Origin of the sequence: Streptococcus oralis subsp. dentisani (genome assembly GCF_002096615.1) — a bacterium.
GTDB lineage: Bacteria > Bacillota > Bacilli > Lactobacillales > Streptococcaceae > Streptococcus > Streptococcus oralis_U.
Map to the genome: position 1 here is coordinate 332001 of NZ_NCUX01000032.1, position 17685 is coordinate 349685.

The window sequence follows — 17685 nt, forward strand, 5'->3', positions numbered from 1 at the left end:
TTTTATATCCTTTTATTTTTTAAACCATAAATCATTCAAAAATCCAGAAAAGATTAAGAATGAAAACATGACAACATGGAAGGTGACAACCATGCCAAACAACTGAATCCAGCGATTCTCAGGTAAGGAACCCTTCCCAGCTTTTTTCCGTTCTTTATTGAGTGCTTTTTTCTTACGAACCCAAGCGTCATTGATGACCAGCCCAATCCCATGGAAAAGTCCATAGGCGATATAGTACCAGGTCACACCATGCCAAAATCCCATAATCAACATATTGAGAATATAGGCTACACTTGAGGTCACATTGCGATTTTTAAAGACCTTCTTTCTGGTCAACACCATGACCATCCGCATAAAGACAAAGTCACGGAACCAGAAAGACAGACTCATATGCCAACGATTCCAAAACTCCTTTAAATCCCTTGATAAAAAGGGCTTATTAAAGTTGATCGGGCTACGGATCCCCATCAAGTTTGAAATGGCTAAGGCAAACATAGAGTAGCCCGCAAAGTCAAAGAAGAGCTCCAGACCAAAGGTGTACATGACCGCTAAAGCGTAGAGGTTAAAGAAACCACCTGTCTGCAAGGCCAAATTTTTCAGCGGAGGCAATAATGTCTCTCCTAAAATGTGAGCCAAAATAAACTTGTAGAGGAAGCCAAGCATGATATATTTGACAGCCTCTTCTAGCATGTCCATCAACTCATCCCGCTCAGGAATGGTCTCGTAATTTTCATTGAAGCGTTTAAAACGATCAATGGGACCACTTGAGAAAGTCGGCATAAAGAGAAGAAAACGTAAGAATTGCCAAATCTTTAAATCCTTGATGACACCGTCTCTCAACTCAACGATAACCCCAACTGCACGAAAGGTCAAGTAAGAAATCCCTAAAAAGCCAAACAAAGATTGAGGTCCATGAATAGCAGGAGATACTTTCACAAAGACGATAGGCAATAGGGATAAAAAGCTAACTAGATAAAATATCCATTTACTATCCTGCTTTTTCCTGTACCTTTTGTAGAAAAATACAAGTAGTACTTGCCAGATAACATAAAGGATAAGAGCGCTTATTTGATTCGTCTTTCCACCGACCAACATGGTGACGATAAAGAAGAGACTAACCAGCACCTCATACCAAGCAAAACGTTTCTTGAAAAAGAGCCCGATAAATATCGGTAGGGTCGCAACAATCACATACAAAAAATAATAAAGATTGCCATAAGGTTCCAAATGAGGTAGCTGTTTGTAAAGCTCCATCATCTATTGTTTACCTCATTAATCAAGCCCTTAATATCAATTTTACCATTAGGCGTTAGTGGTAAACTATCTCGATAGAGGAATTTCGATGGCATCATATAAGACATCATGATATCTGCTAGGTCTTCCTTGATAGCCTTGGTAATATCGATATCACGCTCAAACTGCTCACGAACACCGTCTTTTAGGATGACATAGGCCAGTAGATTTTGTACCTTGTGGTCCTTGTTATAACGTGGGACCGCAACAGCCGACTCGATATAGCGAGATTTGTTGAGATTTTGAGAAACATCTTCAAGCTCAATGCGGTAACCATTAAACTTAATCTGGAAATCCATACGTCCACCGTAGAGAAGCAAGCCCTCATCTGTCATAGTTCCTACATCCCCTGTGTGGTAGGCCGGCAGACCTTCAAATTCAAAGAAGGCTTCCGCTGTTTTTTCAGGATTGTTCATATAGCCTTTTGACACAGCTGGCCCAGAAACAATGATTTCTCCCTGTTCACCATTTGGCAGTTTATTGCCTTCTTCATCAATGATAAAGGTCGGAGAATCCGCCTTAGTATAACCGATTGGTAGGCGTTTGAGAGTCGCCAACATCTCGTCTGTCACAGCAACTGCTGACAGAGCCACTGTTGCTTCTGTTGGACCGTAAGCATTGATAATACGGGCATTTGGGAATCGCTCACGCAGTTTTTGAGCTGTTTTGACCGTCAATTCTTCACCATCAAAGTAGAAATGCGTGATTCCTGGCATTTTCTCGCTATTAAAGTCTTCTGACAACATGGCCATATCTGCAAAGGACGGTGTTGAGGTCCAGATAGCAATGGGCAAGGAAAAAATCGTCGCAAAGAGTTTTTTGAAGTCCTGAGTAATGGCTGAAGGAAGAGCGAAAAGCGTGCCACCAAGTGCCAAGGTTGGCGCCCAGTACATGACAGATAGGTCAAAAGAATAAGGGGGCTGAGCCAGCATTTGTGGACGACTTGGCGTCGCAAATTCCTTATCTGTAATCATCCAGTTGGTAAAGCTGAGGAGATTATCATGGGAAATCTGCACTCCCTTAGGCTTACCAGTCGTACCAGAAGTAAAGATGATGTAGTAGTTGTCATCCCCCTTGACTGGATGGGTCATCTCGTAGCTGGAAGCTTGAGCAAAAGCTTCATGGACTTGCTCCAAATTCAGCATCGGTGTGCTAGTTTGCTCTAATGGAAAATCTGAGATGGCAATAATCAAGCTTGGCTCTGCAACTTCTACGATAGCAGAAACTCGTTCCAAGGCCGAATGGCTGTCAATTGGAATATAGGCATGCCCCGACTTAGTCAGCGCTACAAAGGTAGCCAACATCTCATACTCCTGACCACCAAAAACGACGACTGGAGATTTCTCAGGCAAGCCAAGTCGATCAATAGCTGCTGCTAAACTATCTGAATCAGCCTTCAGATCACCATAAGTGTGCTCTTGGCCTAAAACATTGTAGACAGGATATGTTGGTTGTGTTTGAGCAAAGTGCTCAATCGTTTCAATCATATCTTTTATCGGTTTATTAGACACGGTTTTTCTTCTCCTTCAAACTAGAACTCATTATAAATAAAGGTTCCTTGACTCTGACCAAGGTAACTAAAAAAATAAAGCAAACCAAGTAAGATTACAAAATATAGGACGGTCTGTCCCAAAAACATATACAATTTTCTGTGTTTTCCCATAGTTAGTGTGTTCAATTTTCTATGATTTTTCAAAAAAGCTATGCAACTATGCATTTACTGTCTTATCTTCCTAACATTTTACCATTTTATCAACCTTTTTTTCAACTGTTTACCATAATTCAAAAGTTTGTTTTAGCTTATTTTAAGATAAGTTAAAATATTAATGTTTTGGCCATCAAAAAAGAGCCTGAGATTTCCATCTCAAACTCTGTTGCCAATAACTCTTTTATCTTAGAAAAGTGAAAATACGAGAACTGCTAGGGATGCTCCGAGGATAGGCCCTACAACAGGAATCCAAGCATAAGACCAGTCTCCGTCTCCCTTGTTTGGAATTGGCAAGATGCCGTGCATGATACGAGGTCCAAGGTCACGAGCTGGGTTCAAGGCATAACCCGTTGTCCCACCTAGTGAAAGACCGATACCAACAATCAACGTTCCTACTGCAAAGGTCCCTAATCCTGCCTGAAGGTCATAGAGTCCCAAGGCAAAGATTGTCAGGATCAAAACAAAGGTTCCAAGGATTTCGCTGATCAAGTTCGATACTGTGTTCTTGATTGCTGGTCCAGTACTAAAGGTCGCTAAGATATTTCCTGCATTTTCTTCTGCATCATAGTGTGGTTTGAATTGCAACCAAACCAAAATCTGAGCCACCATTGCTCCCGCGAATTGGGCTAGGATATAAGGGAAAACAGAACCCCAAGATAGCGATCCTTTTAAGGCCATCGCAAACGTCACAGCTGGATTTAGGTGGGCTGGACTGAGCGTGCCAGATACAAAGGCTGCAACGGCTACAGCAATTCCCCATCCCATAGTAATCACAATCCATCCTGAATTGTTGCTCTTGGTTTTGGGAAGAACCACACCTGCAACAACACCATTTCCTAGGAGGATGAGGATTAAGGTCCCCAAAAATTCTCCAAATAATTCTTTCATCATATCTTTGTCTCCATTTAAAAGAAGGGGCGGGCGGCAAGGAATGCTGCCCTCCACCTCTTTTCCTTTTTCTTAATTTTTTAGTTCTGCCAAATCGTTTTGAGCAAGAGCTGCTTCGACATCCGCACGGTAGGCTGCTTTTTCTTCTTCGGTCCAATCATAGAATCGTCCCATTTCATCCAGAACTGGCTCAACAATGCTATCTAAACTATCACGCATAAAGAGCATGTGGTTGGTACGACGAAGGAGGAAGTCAACTGGGCTCAGAGCCAACTCATTGCGCATTGCATAGTGAAGGGACAAGGTATCTGCCAAGCTGAGTCCTGGCGCTTGCTCCAAGCTGTGAGCAAGGGCAAAGACCTTCGGTACATTTGAACCGTAAAGATTTGCGAGATACTGTGCTTCCTTGCTATCCAAACCACGTGAAACTCCAAGTTGAGCAAAGGCTTCGATTTCTGAATCCACATTTGCTGGGTTCAATTCTCCACCTGAAACAGGATAAGTCTTCGAGTTGATCAGTTTAAAGCTACGGTCAAATTCGGCTTTGAGGATGTCAACCACACGCTCCATAGCCCCTTCTGCCATCTTACGGTAGTCTGTGATTTTACCACCAGCAAGGGTCAACAAGCCATTATCATCACGATCCAAACTCGAACCACGAGAAACTGCAGATGGCTCCAAATGTTTCTCAGAAGTGCTGCTTTCAAGCTTACTAACAGCAGATTCAACATCTTCACGCGTTTTTTCTTTCGATAGATAAGCTTCGACAGTCGCAATCAAGTTGTTAAAGCTTTCGTCGCTAATGGTTCCGTTATTTCCGCCATTATAGTCAGAGGCACTGTTGCCTGCAATCAATGGACGAAGACCAGCCCAGCTGCTTTCGATATCATCAATGGTAATGTTTGCTTCTGGGAAGCGGTTGTTGACAATGCCAAGTAGGTAATCTACATCTTCCTGCGTCACTTTTGGATGTTCCAAATCACCTGTGTAGTCTGTATCCGTTGTACCAAAGTAAGTCTTGTTTTCACGTGGGAGAACAAAGACCATGCGCCCATCACCCAAACCTGTATCAAAGTAAACTGGTTGAGAAACCTTAATCTTGCTTGAATCCACTACCAAGTGAACCCCCTTAGTTGGACGCATTTGTGAGAATTGGGTTCCCTTATTGGACAAATTACGTACCTTATCGCTCCAAGGACCTGTCGTGTTGATAACCAAACGAGCCTTAATTTCAAAGACTTGGTCTGTCAACAAATCACGAGCTACAACACCTGTAATCTTGCCACTTTCGTCAAAGAGGAAGCCTTCTGCCTTAACATGGTTGGCAATGAGGGCACCGTCTTGGTTGGCACGTTTGATATTTTCAATCACGAGACGGGCATCGTTGTTACGGAAGTCAAGGTAAACTCCACCTCCTACCAAACCTTCTTTCTTCAAGTTTGGCTGGCGTTCCAAAACTTCTTCCTTGCTCAAAACCTTGTTAGCAGCTGGCGTGTTATTAACCCCTGCCAAAAGGTCGTACAAGTCCATGGCTACTTTAAGACGGAAGAGGCTAAAGGTCGCTCCATCTTCTTCATAAACTGGTAAAAGCATTGGGTCTGGTTTTGGAATGTGTGGAGCGATTTGTTGAACCACCGCACGTTCAGAAACTGTATCTGACACCACTTCTACGTCGAATTGTTTGAGGTAACGAAGACCTCCATGAACCAACTTTGTTGAACGGCTTGATGTTCCTTCTGCGAAGTCCTGCATTTCAATCAAACCAGTTTCAAGACCACTAGCTGCCGCCTGCAAGGCTACACCAGCCCCTGTGATCCCCCCACCGATAATCAAGAGATCCAAGGTACGTTCCTGCATTTTTTTAATTGATAATTCACGTGTTTTCTTTGAAAATTCCATATTTACACACTTTCTAACTGAGTCGCTTTGTTCTTCCAATATTAGTCATCGATTTCCGCAAAGACTTGCGTTGCTTTCACAGCCTTCTTCCAGCCCTTATAAAGTTGTTCCTTGCGCGATTCGTTCATCGATGGCTCAAAGAGTTCTCCTGTCTCGTTCAAGAGTTTCAACTCATCCAAGTCCTTCCAGTAGCCTACTGACAAACCTGCTAGGAAGGCCGCACCTAAGGCAGTTGTTTCCAAGTTTTTAGCACGGGCAATATCGATTCCCAAAATGTCAGCCTGGAACTGCATGAGGAAGTTATTCATAGCAGCACCACCATCTACCTTCAAGACTTGGATAGCTGTCTGCGCATCCACTTGCATAGTGTCGATGATGTCACGCACTTGATAAGCGATAGATTGCAAAGTCGCCTTGATAAAGTCTTCTTTAGTTGTTCCACGAGTCAAGCCAAAGACAGAGCCTCGAGCGTTTTGGTTCCAGTATGGTGCCCCTAGACCTGTAAAGGCAGGTACGACATAAACTTCGTCATTATTGTGAGAATTGAGAGCATATTTTTCAGACTCTGGTGAGTTTTCCACCATGCGAAGACCGTCACGAAGCCATTGAATGGCACTTCCTGCGATGAAGATAGAACCTTCCAAAGCATAGTAAACCTTGCCGTTTATTCCGTAACCAATCGTTGTCAAGAGGTTGTTTTCAGACAACTGCATCTCTTCACCAGTGTTCATAATGATGAAAGAACCTGTTCCATAAGTATTCTTGACCATACCAGGTTCAAAGGCCAACTGACCGAAGAGGGCTGCCTGTTGGTCCCCAGCCATACCTGAAATTGGCACTTCTCCACCGTAGAAATGGAATGGAGCAGTCTTGCCGTAGATTTCAGAGTTAGAACGAACTTCTGGAAGCATAGCCTTCGGAATGTTGAGGATTTCTAAAATCTCATCATCCCATTTGAGTTCTTTAATGTTATAGAGCATGGTACGAGCTGCATTGGAGTAGTCCGTCACGTGAGCCGCACCGTCAGTCAATTTCCAAACTAACCAAGTATCGATAGTACCAAAGAGCAATTCTCCTTTTTCTGCTCGCTCTTGAGCGCCTTCTACATGGTCCAATATCCAACGAACCTTGGTAGCTGAGAAATAAGCATCGATGATCAAACCAGTCTTTTCATGGAATTTTTCCACATAACCTTGGCTTTTTAGTTGTTCAGCCAGAGGAGCTGTCTGGCGTGATTGCCAAACGATAGCATTGTAGATAGGGAGACCTGTTTTCTTATCCCAGACGACAGTTGTTTCACGCTGGTTGGTAATCCCGATGGCCTCGATTTGACTTGGTTTCACACCACTTTCGATGAAAGCACCCGCGATAACTGACTGAACAGAGTTCCAAATTTCATTAGCATTGTGCTCAACCCAACCTGCTTGAGGGAAAATCTGAGTAAACTCTTTTTGACTAGAGCTGACCTTTTCTCCTTTTTTGTTAAAAATGATGGCACGAGAACTGGTCGTTCCTTGGTCAATAGCCATGATGTATTTTTCTTGTGACATGTGCTGTCCTCCTGATAAAATCTTGAGGGGGTTCCCTCTTTACAGTAACTAGTATACAAAATAAAGCGCTTTCTTGTTCATCAATTTTTTTTAAATTTTAAAAAAATGTGAGGAGATTGTGCGAATTTCACAAAAAAGACCTGAAAACTCAGGTCTTTTAGGCAAATAGCATCTGACGGATCGTAGCTAAATCTTCCATATCCAAATCATTTTTTAAATAATAAACCGGAGTCTGTTCTTTCTTATGAATCGGGTTGTTAGTAATTAACAAATCATAATGTCGACTGGGGTCATAGGCTTCAATAGTAATGAAACGATTGTATTCCAAATACCGTTTCAAAATGGCAGCCATCCTAGAAAAGACAAGGAAACCAGATGTCAAATCCAGACCAATCCTCATATGTTGGCCACCATTTTCTGCCATATACTCTATCAACTGGAGCCATTCCCAGATAATTTTCTTATCCAGGTCGGTCCCCTGATGAAAGGCTGGCAAGATATGAAAAATTCTCTCTGCAGTCCCTCTAAAATCATGTTCCATCAGCAAATAGGGATGGCGATTCTCTTTCTGGTATCTGTACTGATCTTGCAAGATATAGCCCTTGTATAGATAAACTTGACCACAGAGCTGGCTGAGTTCATAGGTGACATGGTCCTCTGTGTAGTCCCCCAGCAGCTCCTCCTTCTTCATTTCTTGAATCAATTGCGTCAGCAAATCGGCTAATTGCCCTCCAAAACCAAGGATATACTCCATAGTATGAAGGGGCAAAATACGATGGGAAAGGAGAAATGAAAAGAATACCATCATCTCACCGTCCTCAGTTCCTAGAGGGATATGTTGCCCAGCAAAAAAGGACGGAGCCTTTCGAAGCAAACGAAGGTAGAAAATATTGTCAAAATACCCTCGCATTTTTTCTTCTATAACCTGAAATTGACAGGCGTTAACCCGAAGGCGCTGTTGACTGATGTGAGCCCAGAGAACCAAGTCCAATTTCTGACCTGAAGACAAGCTAGCACCGCAGATTTCTTCTAGGGTAGCAATCTCTTGTTTTCTCTCAGCTTTCTGCATGTGACCTTCCCACTCCTGACTGGACCAAATCTTGCGGAAAAGACAGAAATAGAAATAGCGAATCTGATGCTCCGGACCTCGCCAACGGCCATTTTGGATGGATAAGTCAAACTCTGACAAAATCTGATTTAGACTAGCTAAGTGGCGACCAAGCGTGGCCTCGCTAATCATCAATTCTTGAGCCAACTGATGAGCTAGAAACTGTTGGTGATAGAGAAGGTAAACCAAAATTTGGTACTTAATGGCATTGTTTAGAAACAAGCTCCGAATCTCTCTTCCCTTGGTATCTGCACCAATCGACAAACGCAGATTTTCATCTTCCAAGTGGATGGTCAGCTCTAAACCTCTTTCCAAGGTATTTTCGTTAATCAGAGAAATGTACTTGGTTAAGGTCGCCTTTGAAAAGCCTGTTTCTTCCATGGCTTCCTTGACGGTTGTCTGCGAATCTTGTAACAGAAAGGAAAGGACTAAAAATTGACCAGATTCGGCTTTTTCCATCAAATCACCTAAATACATTTGTTACCCCTTTCATTTTCTCCTTCAAGGATAGCATAAATCTTTCAAATGCGAAAATAATCTGTTTCTCATTTTATTTTAAAGCTGATTTCCTCGTCATTATTCCACAGAAACAGCAAACACACGACTCCCCCTTTGGGCATTTTTATGCTAAAATAGTAGCTATGGATAAAATTATTAAAACAATATCAGAAAGCGGAGCCTTTCGTGCTTTTGTCCTTGATAGCACGGAAACCGTCCGCACTGCTCAAGAAAAACATCAAACCCAAGCCAGTTCAACTGTAGCACTTGGGCGTACCCTTATCGCTAGCCAGATCCTCGCAGCCAATGAAAAAGGAAATACCAAACTAACGGTTAAAGTTCTTGGAACGAGCTCTCTCGGTGCCATCATCACGGTCGCAGATACCAAGGGCAACGTCAAGGGCTACGTTCAAAATCCAGGTGTTGACATCAAAAAGACTGCAACGGGTGAAGTCCTAGTCGGACCTTTTGTTGGAAACGGTCAATTTCTCGTTATCACAGACTACGGTACTGGAAATCCTTACAACTCCATGACTCCTCTCATTTCTGGGGAAATCGGTGAAGACTTGGCCTATTACCTTACTGAAAGCCAACAAACCCCTTCAGCAGTCGGCCTCAATGTTCTTTTGGATAAAGACGACAAGGTCGAAGTTGCCGGTGGTTTTCTTCTCCAAGTATTGCCAGGAGCCAAGGAAGAAGAAATTACTCGCTTTGAAAAACGTATCCAAGAGATGCCTGCCATTTCTACACTTCTTGAAAGTGAGGATCACATCGAAGCCCTTCTCAAAGCCATCTATGGTGACGAATCCTACAAACGCTTATCTGAAGAAGATATTCGATTCCAATGCGACTGCAGTAAGGAACGTTTTATGAACGCTCTAGCAAGCCTGCCAAGCTCTGACCTGCAAGAAATGAAGGATGAAGATCAGGGAGCTGAAATTATCTGCCAATTCTGCCAAACAACATACAACTTTGACGAAAACGACCTGGAGGAACTCATCCGTGACAAATCTTAATACACCTTTTATGATTGGTAATGTTGAGATTCCCAATCGTACCGTTTTAGCACCCATGGCTGGTGTCACCAACTCAGCCTTTCGTACCATCGCAAAAGAGCTCGGGGCTGGACTTGTTGTCATGGAAATGGTCTCTGACAAGGGAATCCAATACAACAACGAAAAAACCCTGCATATGCTTCATATCGATGAAGGCGAAAACCCAGTCTCTATCCAACTTTTTGGTAGTGATGAAGACAGCCTCGCACGCGCAGCAGAATTCATCCAAGAAAACACCAAGACTGATATCGTTGATATCAACATGGGCTGCCCAGTTAACAAAATCGTGAAAAACGAAGCTGGCGCTATGTGGCTCAAGGACCCAGACAAGATCTACTCTATTATCAACAAGGTCCAATCTGTCCTTGACATCCCCCTCACCGTCAAAATGCGTACTGGATGGTCTGATCCATCCCTAGCTGTAGAGAATGCCCTAGCTGCTGAGGCTGCTGGTGTCTCTGCCCTCGCTATGCATGGCCGTACTCGCGAACAAATGTACACAGGCCACGCAGACCTCGAGACCTTGCACGATGTAGCCCAAGCACTGACTAAGATTCCATTTATCGCCAATGGTGACATCCGTACGGTTCAAGACGCCAAACAGCGTATCGAAGAAGTTGGTGCTGACGCAGTTATGATTGGCCGCGCAGCCATGGGAAATCCCTACCTCTTCAACCAGATCAATCACTACTTTGAAACAGGAGAAATTCTCCCTGACTTGACTTTCGAGGACAAGATGAGAATCGCCTACGAACATTTGAAACGCTTGATTAACCTCAAAGGGGAAAACATAGCCGTTCGTGAATTCCGTGGCCTCGCTCCTCACTACCTTCGGGGAACATCTGGTGCAGCCAAACTTCGTGGGGCCATTTCCCAAGCTAGCACCCTAGCAGAGATTGAAGCTCTCTTGCAATTAGACAAAGCATAATACACAAAAAACCGTAACTCGCTTGGAGTTTACGGTTTTTTAAATCCTAGGAAAACCTAGATACTATTATTGAATCAAGGCAACGCTTGAAACTTTACCATCCGCACCTGTTGTAATTTGGATGATTTTTCCTCCACCGATTTTAGCATTATACTTGCCATCATCAAGAGTATAAGAATAGCCTCTGATAGAGTAGTTTTCTTTCTTTCCATCAGCAGATTCTACTGTGAATTGACCACCTGATGAAACTATAATGGTTTCGCCATTGGCACCCTTCCAGTTGCCCGCTGCAGCTGAGAAATCACCATCCACCATGGTTAAAACACCCTTGTAGCGTTTGTTGTGTTCTGCTTGCTTGTCTTGAAGTTTGCGGTCAGTTGTTGGATCATAGCCTGACTGGTTAGACTGGGCTTGAGAATCTTGCTGAGTTGATGGTGCCTGAGATGGGGCTTGTTGACTAGGAGCTGCTTGTTCTTGTCTTGATTCAGGTGCTGGTTTCGCTTGTGACTGATCTGCCGTTGTAGAAGACTGACCAGAAGATGCCTGAGCCTTTTCAGATGAAGCTGAGCTTGAAGATTTTTGGGTCTTGCTTTCTTTGCTAGAAGAAACTGCTTTGGAACTTGATGACTGGCTTGTCTTGGCAGAGCTACTGGTTTGAGTGGTTTCGTTTTTATTTCCACAAGCTCCCAGTAGCAAGGTAGAAGCCAATACAGTCGCTGCCATCAATTTGATATAGGTTTTCTTTTTCATTTTTCTACTCCTTTGTAACATTTTTGAAACATTAAGAAATCTTTTTGTAATATAATTGTAACATTAGACTTTGAATCTGTCAACTATTTAGAGAACCTATTTTAAAAATTGTTCCCTCCACTATTTCAATTCGTAATCGAAACGAAAAAATAGAAAATTTCTTAGATTAGAATCATATTTTTTGCATCGCTCTTGTGTAATCGCTTGTATCTTTTTAGATAAAGGGCTTCAATACTATTGAAATAGGATAAAAACATCTAATAATAGCAAATAAAGAGGTCGGGGCAAAGTTCCCGACCTCACTTTTATTTCAATCGATAGGTTTTTCTTGGTTTCTTTTTGGGTACTCGTTTGAGTCCAACTTCTTCTACATATTCGCCGTATTTTACGAGAAAGTTATTGCTGACGATTGGGCGTCCTGGGTTGATGAGATTGACCAGTTCAGTTCCCTCGTAGACAGTGAACTCTTCCTCTAGCAGATAGAGGAAGGTTGGATTCCAGTCGAGACGGCCTTGGATTCGTTTGATGGATTCTTGGATAATGGCATAATGGTCAAAGGCGAAGGCTTGCTCCTCCAGCTCGACTCCCTCAAGGTAGCATTTGCCTGTCTGAAAATCGACATCTACAAAAACGACATCCTTGGCATCGTCTCCTGCCTGAACAAGGTCTAAGGCGCGACTAGGTAGGTACACTAAATGGGCAATGGTCACCGTCCATCCCCGCGGATCACGCCCAGGGGTCGATACGGTCATTAATTGCTCGATTTTTTCCAAAGGAAGATCGAGATTGACTTCCTCTCTCACCTCGCGCTGACAGGCATGTGCAGCGTCCTCTCCCTTATCCATAAAGCCTCCAACCAAGGCCAAACAGTTTTGATAAGGGTGAGCCTTGCGACGGATCAGCAAGAGCTTGATCTTTCCTTCGACAAAGCAGTAGGCAACCATATCCACCGTCACACTAGGTTTTTCATATTGAGGGAGTTCCTGCTTGTAGTACCAGTCTAAAAACTCCTCCTGACTGGCATGAATTTCAAAATATTCTTTTTCCGTCATCCCGGCTGGAATCATCGTATCTGCCATCTTATGCCTCCTTTCGAACTGCCTTAGTCCATTGGTACCACCCCACTAGACTGTTAAGTGTGTAAACCCAGTACATCCCTTGGATGTGGATATTTTCACCCCACCAGAGATAAATACTAAAGAGATTGGTGGCAATCCAGAAAATCCATTGCTCGCGGTAGAGACGTGTCATCAAGAGCTGACCAACACCATTGGTCGCATCGGTAACACTATCACGGAAAGGGCGAGCGCTATTGATACTTTGGTAAGCCAAGCCCATACCAATCCAGATAATGGCAGTCAAGGCCAAGTACTTGAGCCAGTCAAGAACAGATAATTTCTTAGCTTCAAAGTGGGATTCTTCTGGTTTTCCTTGATCATTGATACGATTGGACAACCAAGCATAGAGACCAATCGGCTGCATGACAAAGAAGTAAACCGTCGTCAAGACTTCGCCATAAAAAGTCGCATTCATGGCCAAAATCAAATAGATAGCCGAGTTAATAGCCCCAAAGAGATAATTGCTTGCACGACCTTCTGCTACCAAGATAACACAGACAATCCCAGTCCAAGATGCAAACAAGCTCAGCCAGTCATGACTTTCTGTATTTTGCGTGAATTCCAAGATCAGGGGAACACTTGACAAGGCGATAAGATATAACCACTGGAAAAGGCTACGACCGACAAAGAGATCTTTCCAGATCAGGCGCATGATTCCTACAAAACCGATCTTGCGAGCTTCGGCATGGACATTTTCAAAGTTTTCGATAAATTGTGTGATTTTTTCAGTTAGCTTTTTCATAATTTTCTCCTAATCTGCTTGGTAAATGGCATCGATAGCCACTTTTGCTGCTTCATAATTGCCTAGATAATCCTCCGTTAGATAAACTAGTGGAATGGTGGTTAAGTATCGCTCCCTCATCTGGTCCAAATGCTGGGAAAAACTGTAGCGAATGTGGTCTTCTGCCATGGTCATATCTCTAAATCCGTCATTGACATAGGAGCCAACAGGCTGCACAAAGAGAATCAAGTCCCATTTTTCCTTGGCCAAGATAGAGGCAAAGAGATTGTCAAAGGTTTCTCCTGATAAGTCCCCTTGGTCCTCTGTCTCCATGTAATAGTCATAGTAACCCTTGGTTACTAATGAATTGGTATCGGCTATCACTAGACCTCGATTGGCATTGCTGTCGATTAACTTTGAGGTCTGGTCATACTGCCCTAAAAGGAGATAGTAGTAATCCTTTGGAGTCAATTCATCGTCGCGGACATTGTTTTTGATCTGGTACTCACGCGCGTATTCCAGACTAACAGGCGCATCGTAATACCTTGCCAAATCCTTTGCTAGAGTGGTCTTCCCATTACTAGCACTTCCCATAATCAAGACTTTCTTTGTAAACTGACGTCGGAAGGGTTGAGCGATGTATTTCCAATATTTGCTTGGATTTTCTCGAATCATAGTCGCTGAGATACCAAACTTTCTTTCTTGCAAGACAGTGCCAAATCCACGTTTAGATAGCTCTTGCTGGTATTCTTCTTCACCCACAAAGAAGAGCAATTCTTGCTTGGTTTCATCATAGGAAATCTCTGCTAACATCTGGTTCAACCACTCCTGCCAGCCCATAGGGTAACGGGGAAGGTTGGTCTCATCCAGCTTACAGACAGAGGTCAACTCGTCATCACGAAAAGCCTCTCGGATATAGCGAAATCGTTTTTGAAGACTTAAACCTACCTGCTCACCTCGGTCTCCCTCGTAGCCTGAAACGACTACCCAGACCTGCTCACACTGACGCTTCGCTCGCTGGATTAGATCGATATGCCCCTGATGGAGAGGGGCAAAGGTTCCAAATACCACTGCTGTTTTCTTTTTCATAAACGTTTTACCTTTTTATGATTTTTGATATTTTTGTTTTCTATGTTTTTATTATATACTATATTTTTGTTTTGTCAATAGTTTTTTATCATTTTATATAAAAAGGTTCCAAAAAAAGAATCAGGACTTCTCCTGATTCTCCATTTTTAAGCAATATCAAATTTTAATTGACCAGCTTTGACACCAATCTTGAGGGTCTTGCCTGCCACCAGCTCTCCCTTAAGAAGGAGCTCAGCTAACTTGTCTTCCACTTCTGTTTGCAGTGTTCTGCGAAGTGGACGAGCTCCCATTTCCGGATCATAACCTTGGCTTGCCAGCAACTTCAACGCTGAAGCTTGCAGTTTCAAGTCGATGCCCTTCTCTACTAGGCTAGCAATTAATGGTTTAACCATGATCTTGACAATTTCCTGCATGTGTTCGCTATCCAAGCTATGGAAGACCACCTTTTCATCAATACGGTTGATAAACTCTGGTCGATAAGTTTTTTTCAACTCTTCAAAGATTCGTTTTTCCATATTTTCCTGGTCAAAACGAATGTCTTTCGCGCCAAAGCCAACTGTCTTGTCGTCACGAAGGGCTGTCGCACCAAGGTTTGACGTCATGATGATAATGGTATTTGAAAAATCAACCTTGCGTCCCTTGCTATCTGTCAAGACACCGTCGTCCAAGACTTGCAAGAGAACATTAAAGATGTCTGGATGGGCCTTTTCTACCTCGTCAAAGAGGAGCACAGAGTAAGGTTTGTTGCGAACCTTCTCGGTCAACTCCCCACCTTCTTCGTAGCCTACATAGCCCGGAGGAGCTCCATTGAGACGGCTAGCTGCGAATTTCTCCATATATTCACTCATATCAAAGCGGATAAGGGCTGATTCGTCATCAAAGAGAACTTCTGCCAGAGCCTTGGCCAATTCGGTCTTACCGACACCCGTTGGTCCTAAGAACATAAAGGAACCAATCGGACGCTTGTGACTGCGAATCCCTGACTGATTGCGGCGAATCGCACGGCTAATACTTGAAACAGCTTGATCCTGACCGATGACACGTTTGTGTAGTTCAGCTTCCAAGTTCAGGTATTTCTTAGCATCAGTCTGAGTCAGTTTTTGGACTGGAATCCCTGACAAGCGACTCAAGGTAGTCAAGATTTCAGTCTCTGTTACCAAGTCTTTATAGACAGGGACTTCCTGCTCTTTTGCGATTAGCTGGGCCGCTTGTTTCCACTTGCCATCCATCAAGGCCTTGTCAGCTGGACTCAAGTCGGATTCGTCTGCTTTCACATGCTTGGATTTGTTTTGCACTGTTGCTGCCGCTTCGTCCAATAGATCGATGGCAGAGTCTGGTAAGTGACGACTGGTCAAGTAACGATGCGCCATCTTGACAGCTGTTTCAACGGCTTCATCTGTGATTTGCACACGATGGTGTTTCTCATAAGTCGCTTTCAAACCTTGCAAAATAGTCATGCTGTCAGCTAGACTTGGCTCTTCAATCGTAACTTTGGCAAAACGACGAGAAAGGGCAGCATCTTTTTCGATGTGTTTTTGGTATTCTTCCTGAGTGGTTGCACCAACCGTTCTCAAAGTTCCACGCGCCAAGGCTGGTTTCAAGATATTGGCCGCATCCAGAGTCGAGTCAATACCGCTACCAGAACCCATGATGGTGTGAAGTTCATCTATAAAGAGGATTACTTTGCCGTCTTCCTCGATATCCTTGATGATGTTGTTCATACGCTCTTCAAAGTCACCACGGAAACGTGTTCCCGCGACAACATTCATCAAATCAAGCTCTAACACGCGCATCTTTGCCATTTCCGCAGGTACATCCCCACTGGCAATACGCTGAGCAAGTCCAAGTGCCAGAGCTGTTTTCCCGACACCCGCATCTCCAACCAAGACAGGATTATTCTTGGTCTTCCGACTCAAAATCTGAATCATACGTGCGATTTCCTTGTCACGACCAATAACTGGTTCTAACTTGCCAGAGCGCGCTTGCTCCGTCAGGTCATGCGTGTAGTCCTCTAGACCGCCACTTTGAGCTTGAGGCATACCCATCATATTGGCCATGGAACTTTGCTTGTCAGCTACTGTGCGATGACGTTGACGTAAAGCCTTAAGGTCTTCTCTTGTCCATCCTGCACGCTCTTCTAGATTGCGACGAAGAGCAGCAATTCTGACCTGATCTTTCTGGTCTTCATAAGAAAAGCCTGCTCTCTCCAAGATGCGAGTTGCCAAGGCATTGCCATCATGCAAAATCGCATAGAGGACATGCTCTGTCCCTAGCACCTTAGCATGGACCACTGAGGCCACATACTCTGCTTCTGCAAAGAGAACCTCCAAACGATGGGAAAAAGGCAATACTGTAAAGGTTTCGTCTTGGCTATAATCCGTTTCAGTCAGTTCCAACGCAACCTCTTCTAAACGGTCCATTTCATAAGGATAATCATTTAGAGTCGCCCCTGCTACACTGTAACTGTGATTGGACATGGCAATCAATAAATGCCAAGACTCTAGATATCGAGCTCCAAAATGGCCCGCAACCATGTAGGCACTCTCGATACATTCATTCAATGCTTTTGAATAGTTCATCTTACTTCTCTTTTCTATCTACCTCTTGTAATAGCTGTCGGAGCATATTGGCACGGACAACTGAGGATTCTTCCCCTAGGACACGATCCGTTGCCACAGATACCAGTAAGGTCATCTCCTGCTTGGTCATCAAGTCCTGCTCCACCAAAAGCTGGAGAATATCCTCATAAATCTCCTGACTAACTTGCTCACCAATCGAGTAAAGCAAATCGCGGAGCATCTCATGATGATTGGAAAACTCAATCCGGCCTATGCGAATGTAGCCTCCGCCACCCCGCTTGCTCTCAACCAAGTAACCTCTGCTTTCAGTAAAACGTGTCTTGATGACATAGTTGATCTGACTCGGCACAACCTGAAAGGTATCTGCCAACTGGCTCCGCTGCAATTCCACGATACCAGACTGGTCTAAAATCGCCTTGATATAGGCTTCGATATGATCTGATGTATTTTTAAATCTCATAGTAAATCAAACTCCTTCTTTGAACCTTGACTATCTTTGAC

Annotated in this window: 15 protein-coding genes; 2 read left to right on the forward strand and 13 right to left on the reverse strand. The window is 43.6% G+C overall.

Translation table 11 applies throughout. The features are described from left to right. Positions 1–12 precede the first annotated feature (12 nt). The 7 genes from dltB to B7708_RS06790 form a co-directional block, all read right to left on the reverse strand. Entirely contained in the window at positions 13–1257 is a 1245-nt protein-coding gene (gene dltB, locus B7708_RS06760) for a D-alanyl-lipoteichoic acid biosynthesis protein DltB (RefSeq protein ID WP_084974652.1), read from the reverse strand. Beyond that, positions 1254–2804: a D-alanine--poly(phosphoribitol) ligase subunit DltA gene (dltA, locus tag B7708_RS06765; RefSeq protein WP_084974653.1), complete on the reverse strand. Its 1551-nt coding sequence runs from the start codon at positions 2802–2804 to the stop codon at positions 1254–1256. The genes dltB and dltA overlap by 4 nt, the downstream gene beginning before the upstream one ends. 20 nt (positions 2805–2824) lie before the next feature. After that, positions 2825–2956: a teichoic acid D-Ala incorporation-associated protein DltX gene (locus B7708_RS06770; RefSeq protein ID WP_025168981.1), complete on the reverse strand. Its 132-nt coding sequence runs from the start codon at positions 2954–2956 to the stop codon at positions 2825–2827. A 231-nt stretch (positions 2957–3187) separates the two neighbouring features. Further along, positions 3188–3892, reverse strand: a complete 705-nt coding sequence (locus B7708_RS06775) for an MIP/aquaporin family protein (protein WP_084974656.1) — start codon at positions 3890–3892, stop codon at positions 3188–3190. Between the two features lie 69 nt (positions 3893–3961). Further along, positions 3962–5788, reverse strand: a complete 1827-nt coding sequence (gene glpO, locus B7708_RS06780; protein ID WP_084974658.1) for a type 1 glycerol-3-phosphate oxidase — start codon at positions 5786–5788, stop codon at positions 3962–3964. Positions 5789–5829: 41 nt separating this feature from the next. Next, positions 5830–7338, reverse strand: coding sequence for a glycerol kinase GlpK (gene glpK, locus B7708_RS06785; RefSeq protein ID WP_084974660.1), 1509 nt, complete (start codon positions 7336–7338; stop codon positions 5830–5832). Between the two features lie 157 nt (positions 7339–7495). Beyond that, a complete protein-coding gene (locus tag B7708_RS06790; protein WP_084974662.1) occupies positions 7496–8923 on the reverse strand; it encodes a helix-turn-helix domain-containing protein in 1428 nt (475 codons plus the stop codon). A gap of 164 nt (positions 8924–9087) precedes the next feature. Between B7708_RS06790 and hslO the strand changes: the two genes are divergently transcribed. Next, complete coding sequence (hslO, locus tag B7708_RS06795) at positions 9088–9960, forward strand: Hsp33 family molecular chaperone HslO (protein ID WP_084974664.1); 873 nt, start codon at positions 9088–9090, stop codon at positions 9958–9960. Then, a complete protein-coding gene (gene dusB, locus B7708_RS06800) occupies positions 9947–10927 on the forward strand; it encodes a tRNA dihydrouridine synthase DusB (RefSeq protein ID WP_084974667.1) in 981 nt (326 codons plus the stop codon). The genes hslO and dusB overlap by 14 nt, the downstream gene beginning before the upstream one ends. A 66-nt stretch (positions 10928–10993) precedes the next feature. Here dusB and B7708_RS06805 read toward each other — a convergent pair whose 3' ends face one another. From B7708_RS06805 to B7708_RS06830, 6 genes are all read right to left on the reverse strand, one after another. After that, the gene (locus B7708_RS06805) at positions 10994–11677 is read right to left on the reverse strand and encodes a hypothetical protein (protein ID WP_084974669.1); all 684 of its coding nucleotides are present in this window, start codon (positions 11675–11677) and stop codon (positions 10994–10996) included. A gap of 305 nt (positions 11678–11982) precedes the next feature. Next, entirely contained in the window at positions 11983–12756 is a 774-nt protein-coding gene (locus B7708_RS06810) for an NUDIX domain-containing protein (protein ID WP_084974671.1), read from the reverse strand. Between the two features lies 1 nt (position 12757). Next, complete coding sequence (pnuC, locus tag B7708_RS06815; RefSeq protein ID WP_084974673.1) at positions 12758–13537, reverse strand: nicotinamide riboside transporter PnuC; 780 nt, start codon at positions 13535–13537, stop codon at positions 12758–12760. Positions 13538–13546: 9 nt separating this feature from the next. Next, on the reverse strand, positions 13547–14605 hold the full coding sequence (locus tag B7708_RS06820; RefSeq protein ID WP_084974675.1) for an AAA family ATPase: 1059 nt from the start codon (positions 14603–14605) through the stop codon (positions 13547–13549). 146 nt (positions 14606–14751) lie between these two features. Then, positions 14752–17184, reverse strand: a complete 2433-nt coding sequence (locus B7708_RS06825; RefSeq protein WP_084974677.1) for an ATP-dependent Clp protease ATP-binding subunit — start codon at positions 17182–17184, stop codon at positions 14752–14754. A gap of 1 nt (position 17185) precedes the next feature. Next, a complete protein-coding gene (locus B7708_RS06830; protein WP_001211254.1) occupies positions 17186–17644 on the reverse strand; it encodes a CtsR family transcriptional regulator in 459 nt (152 codons plus the stop codon). Positions 17645–17685: the final 41 nt, after the last annotated feature.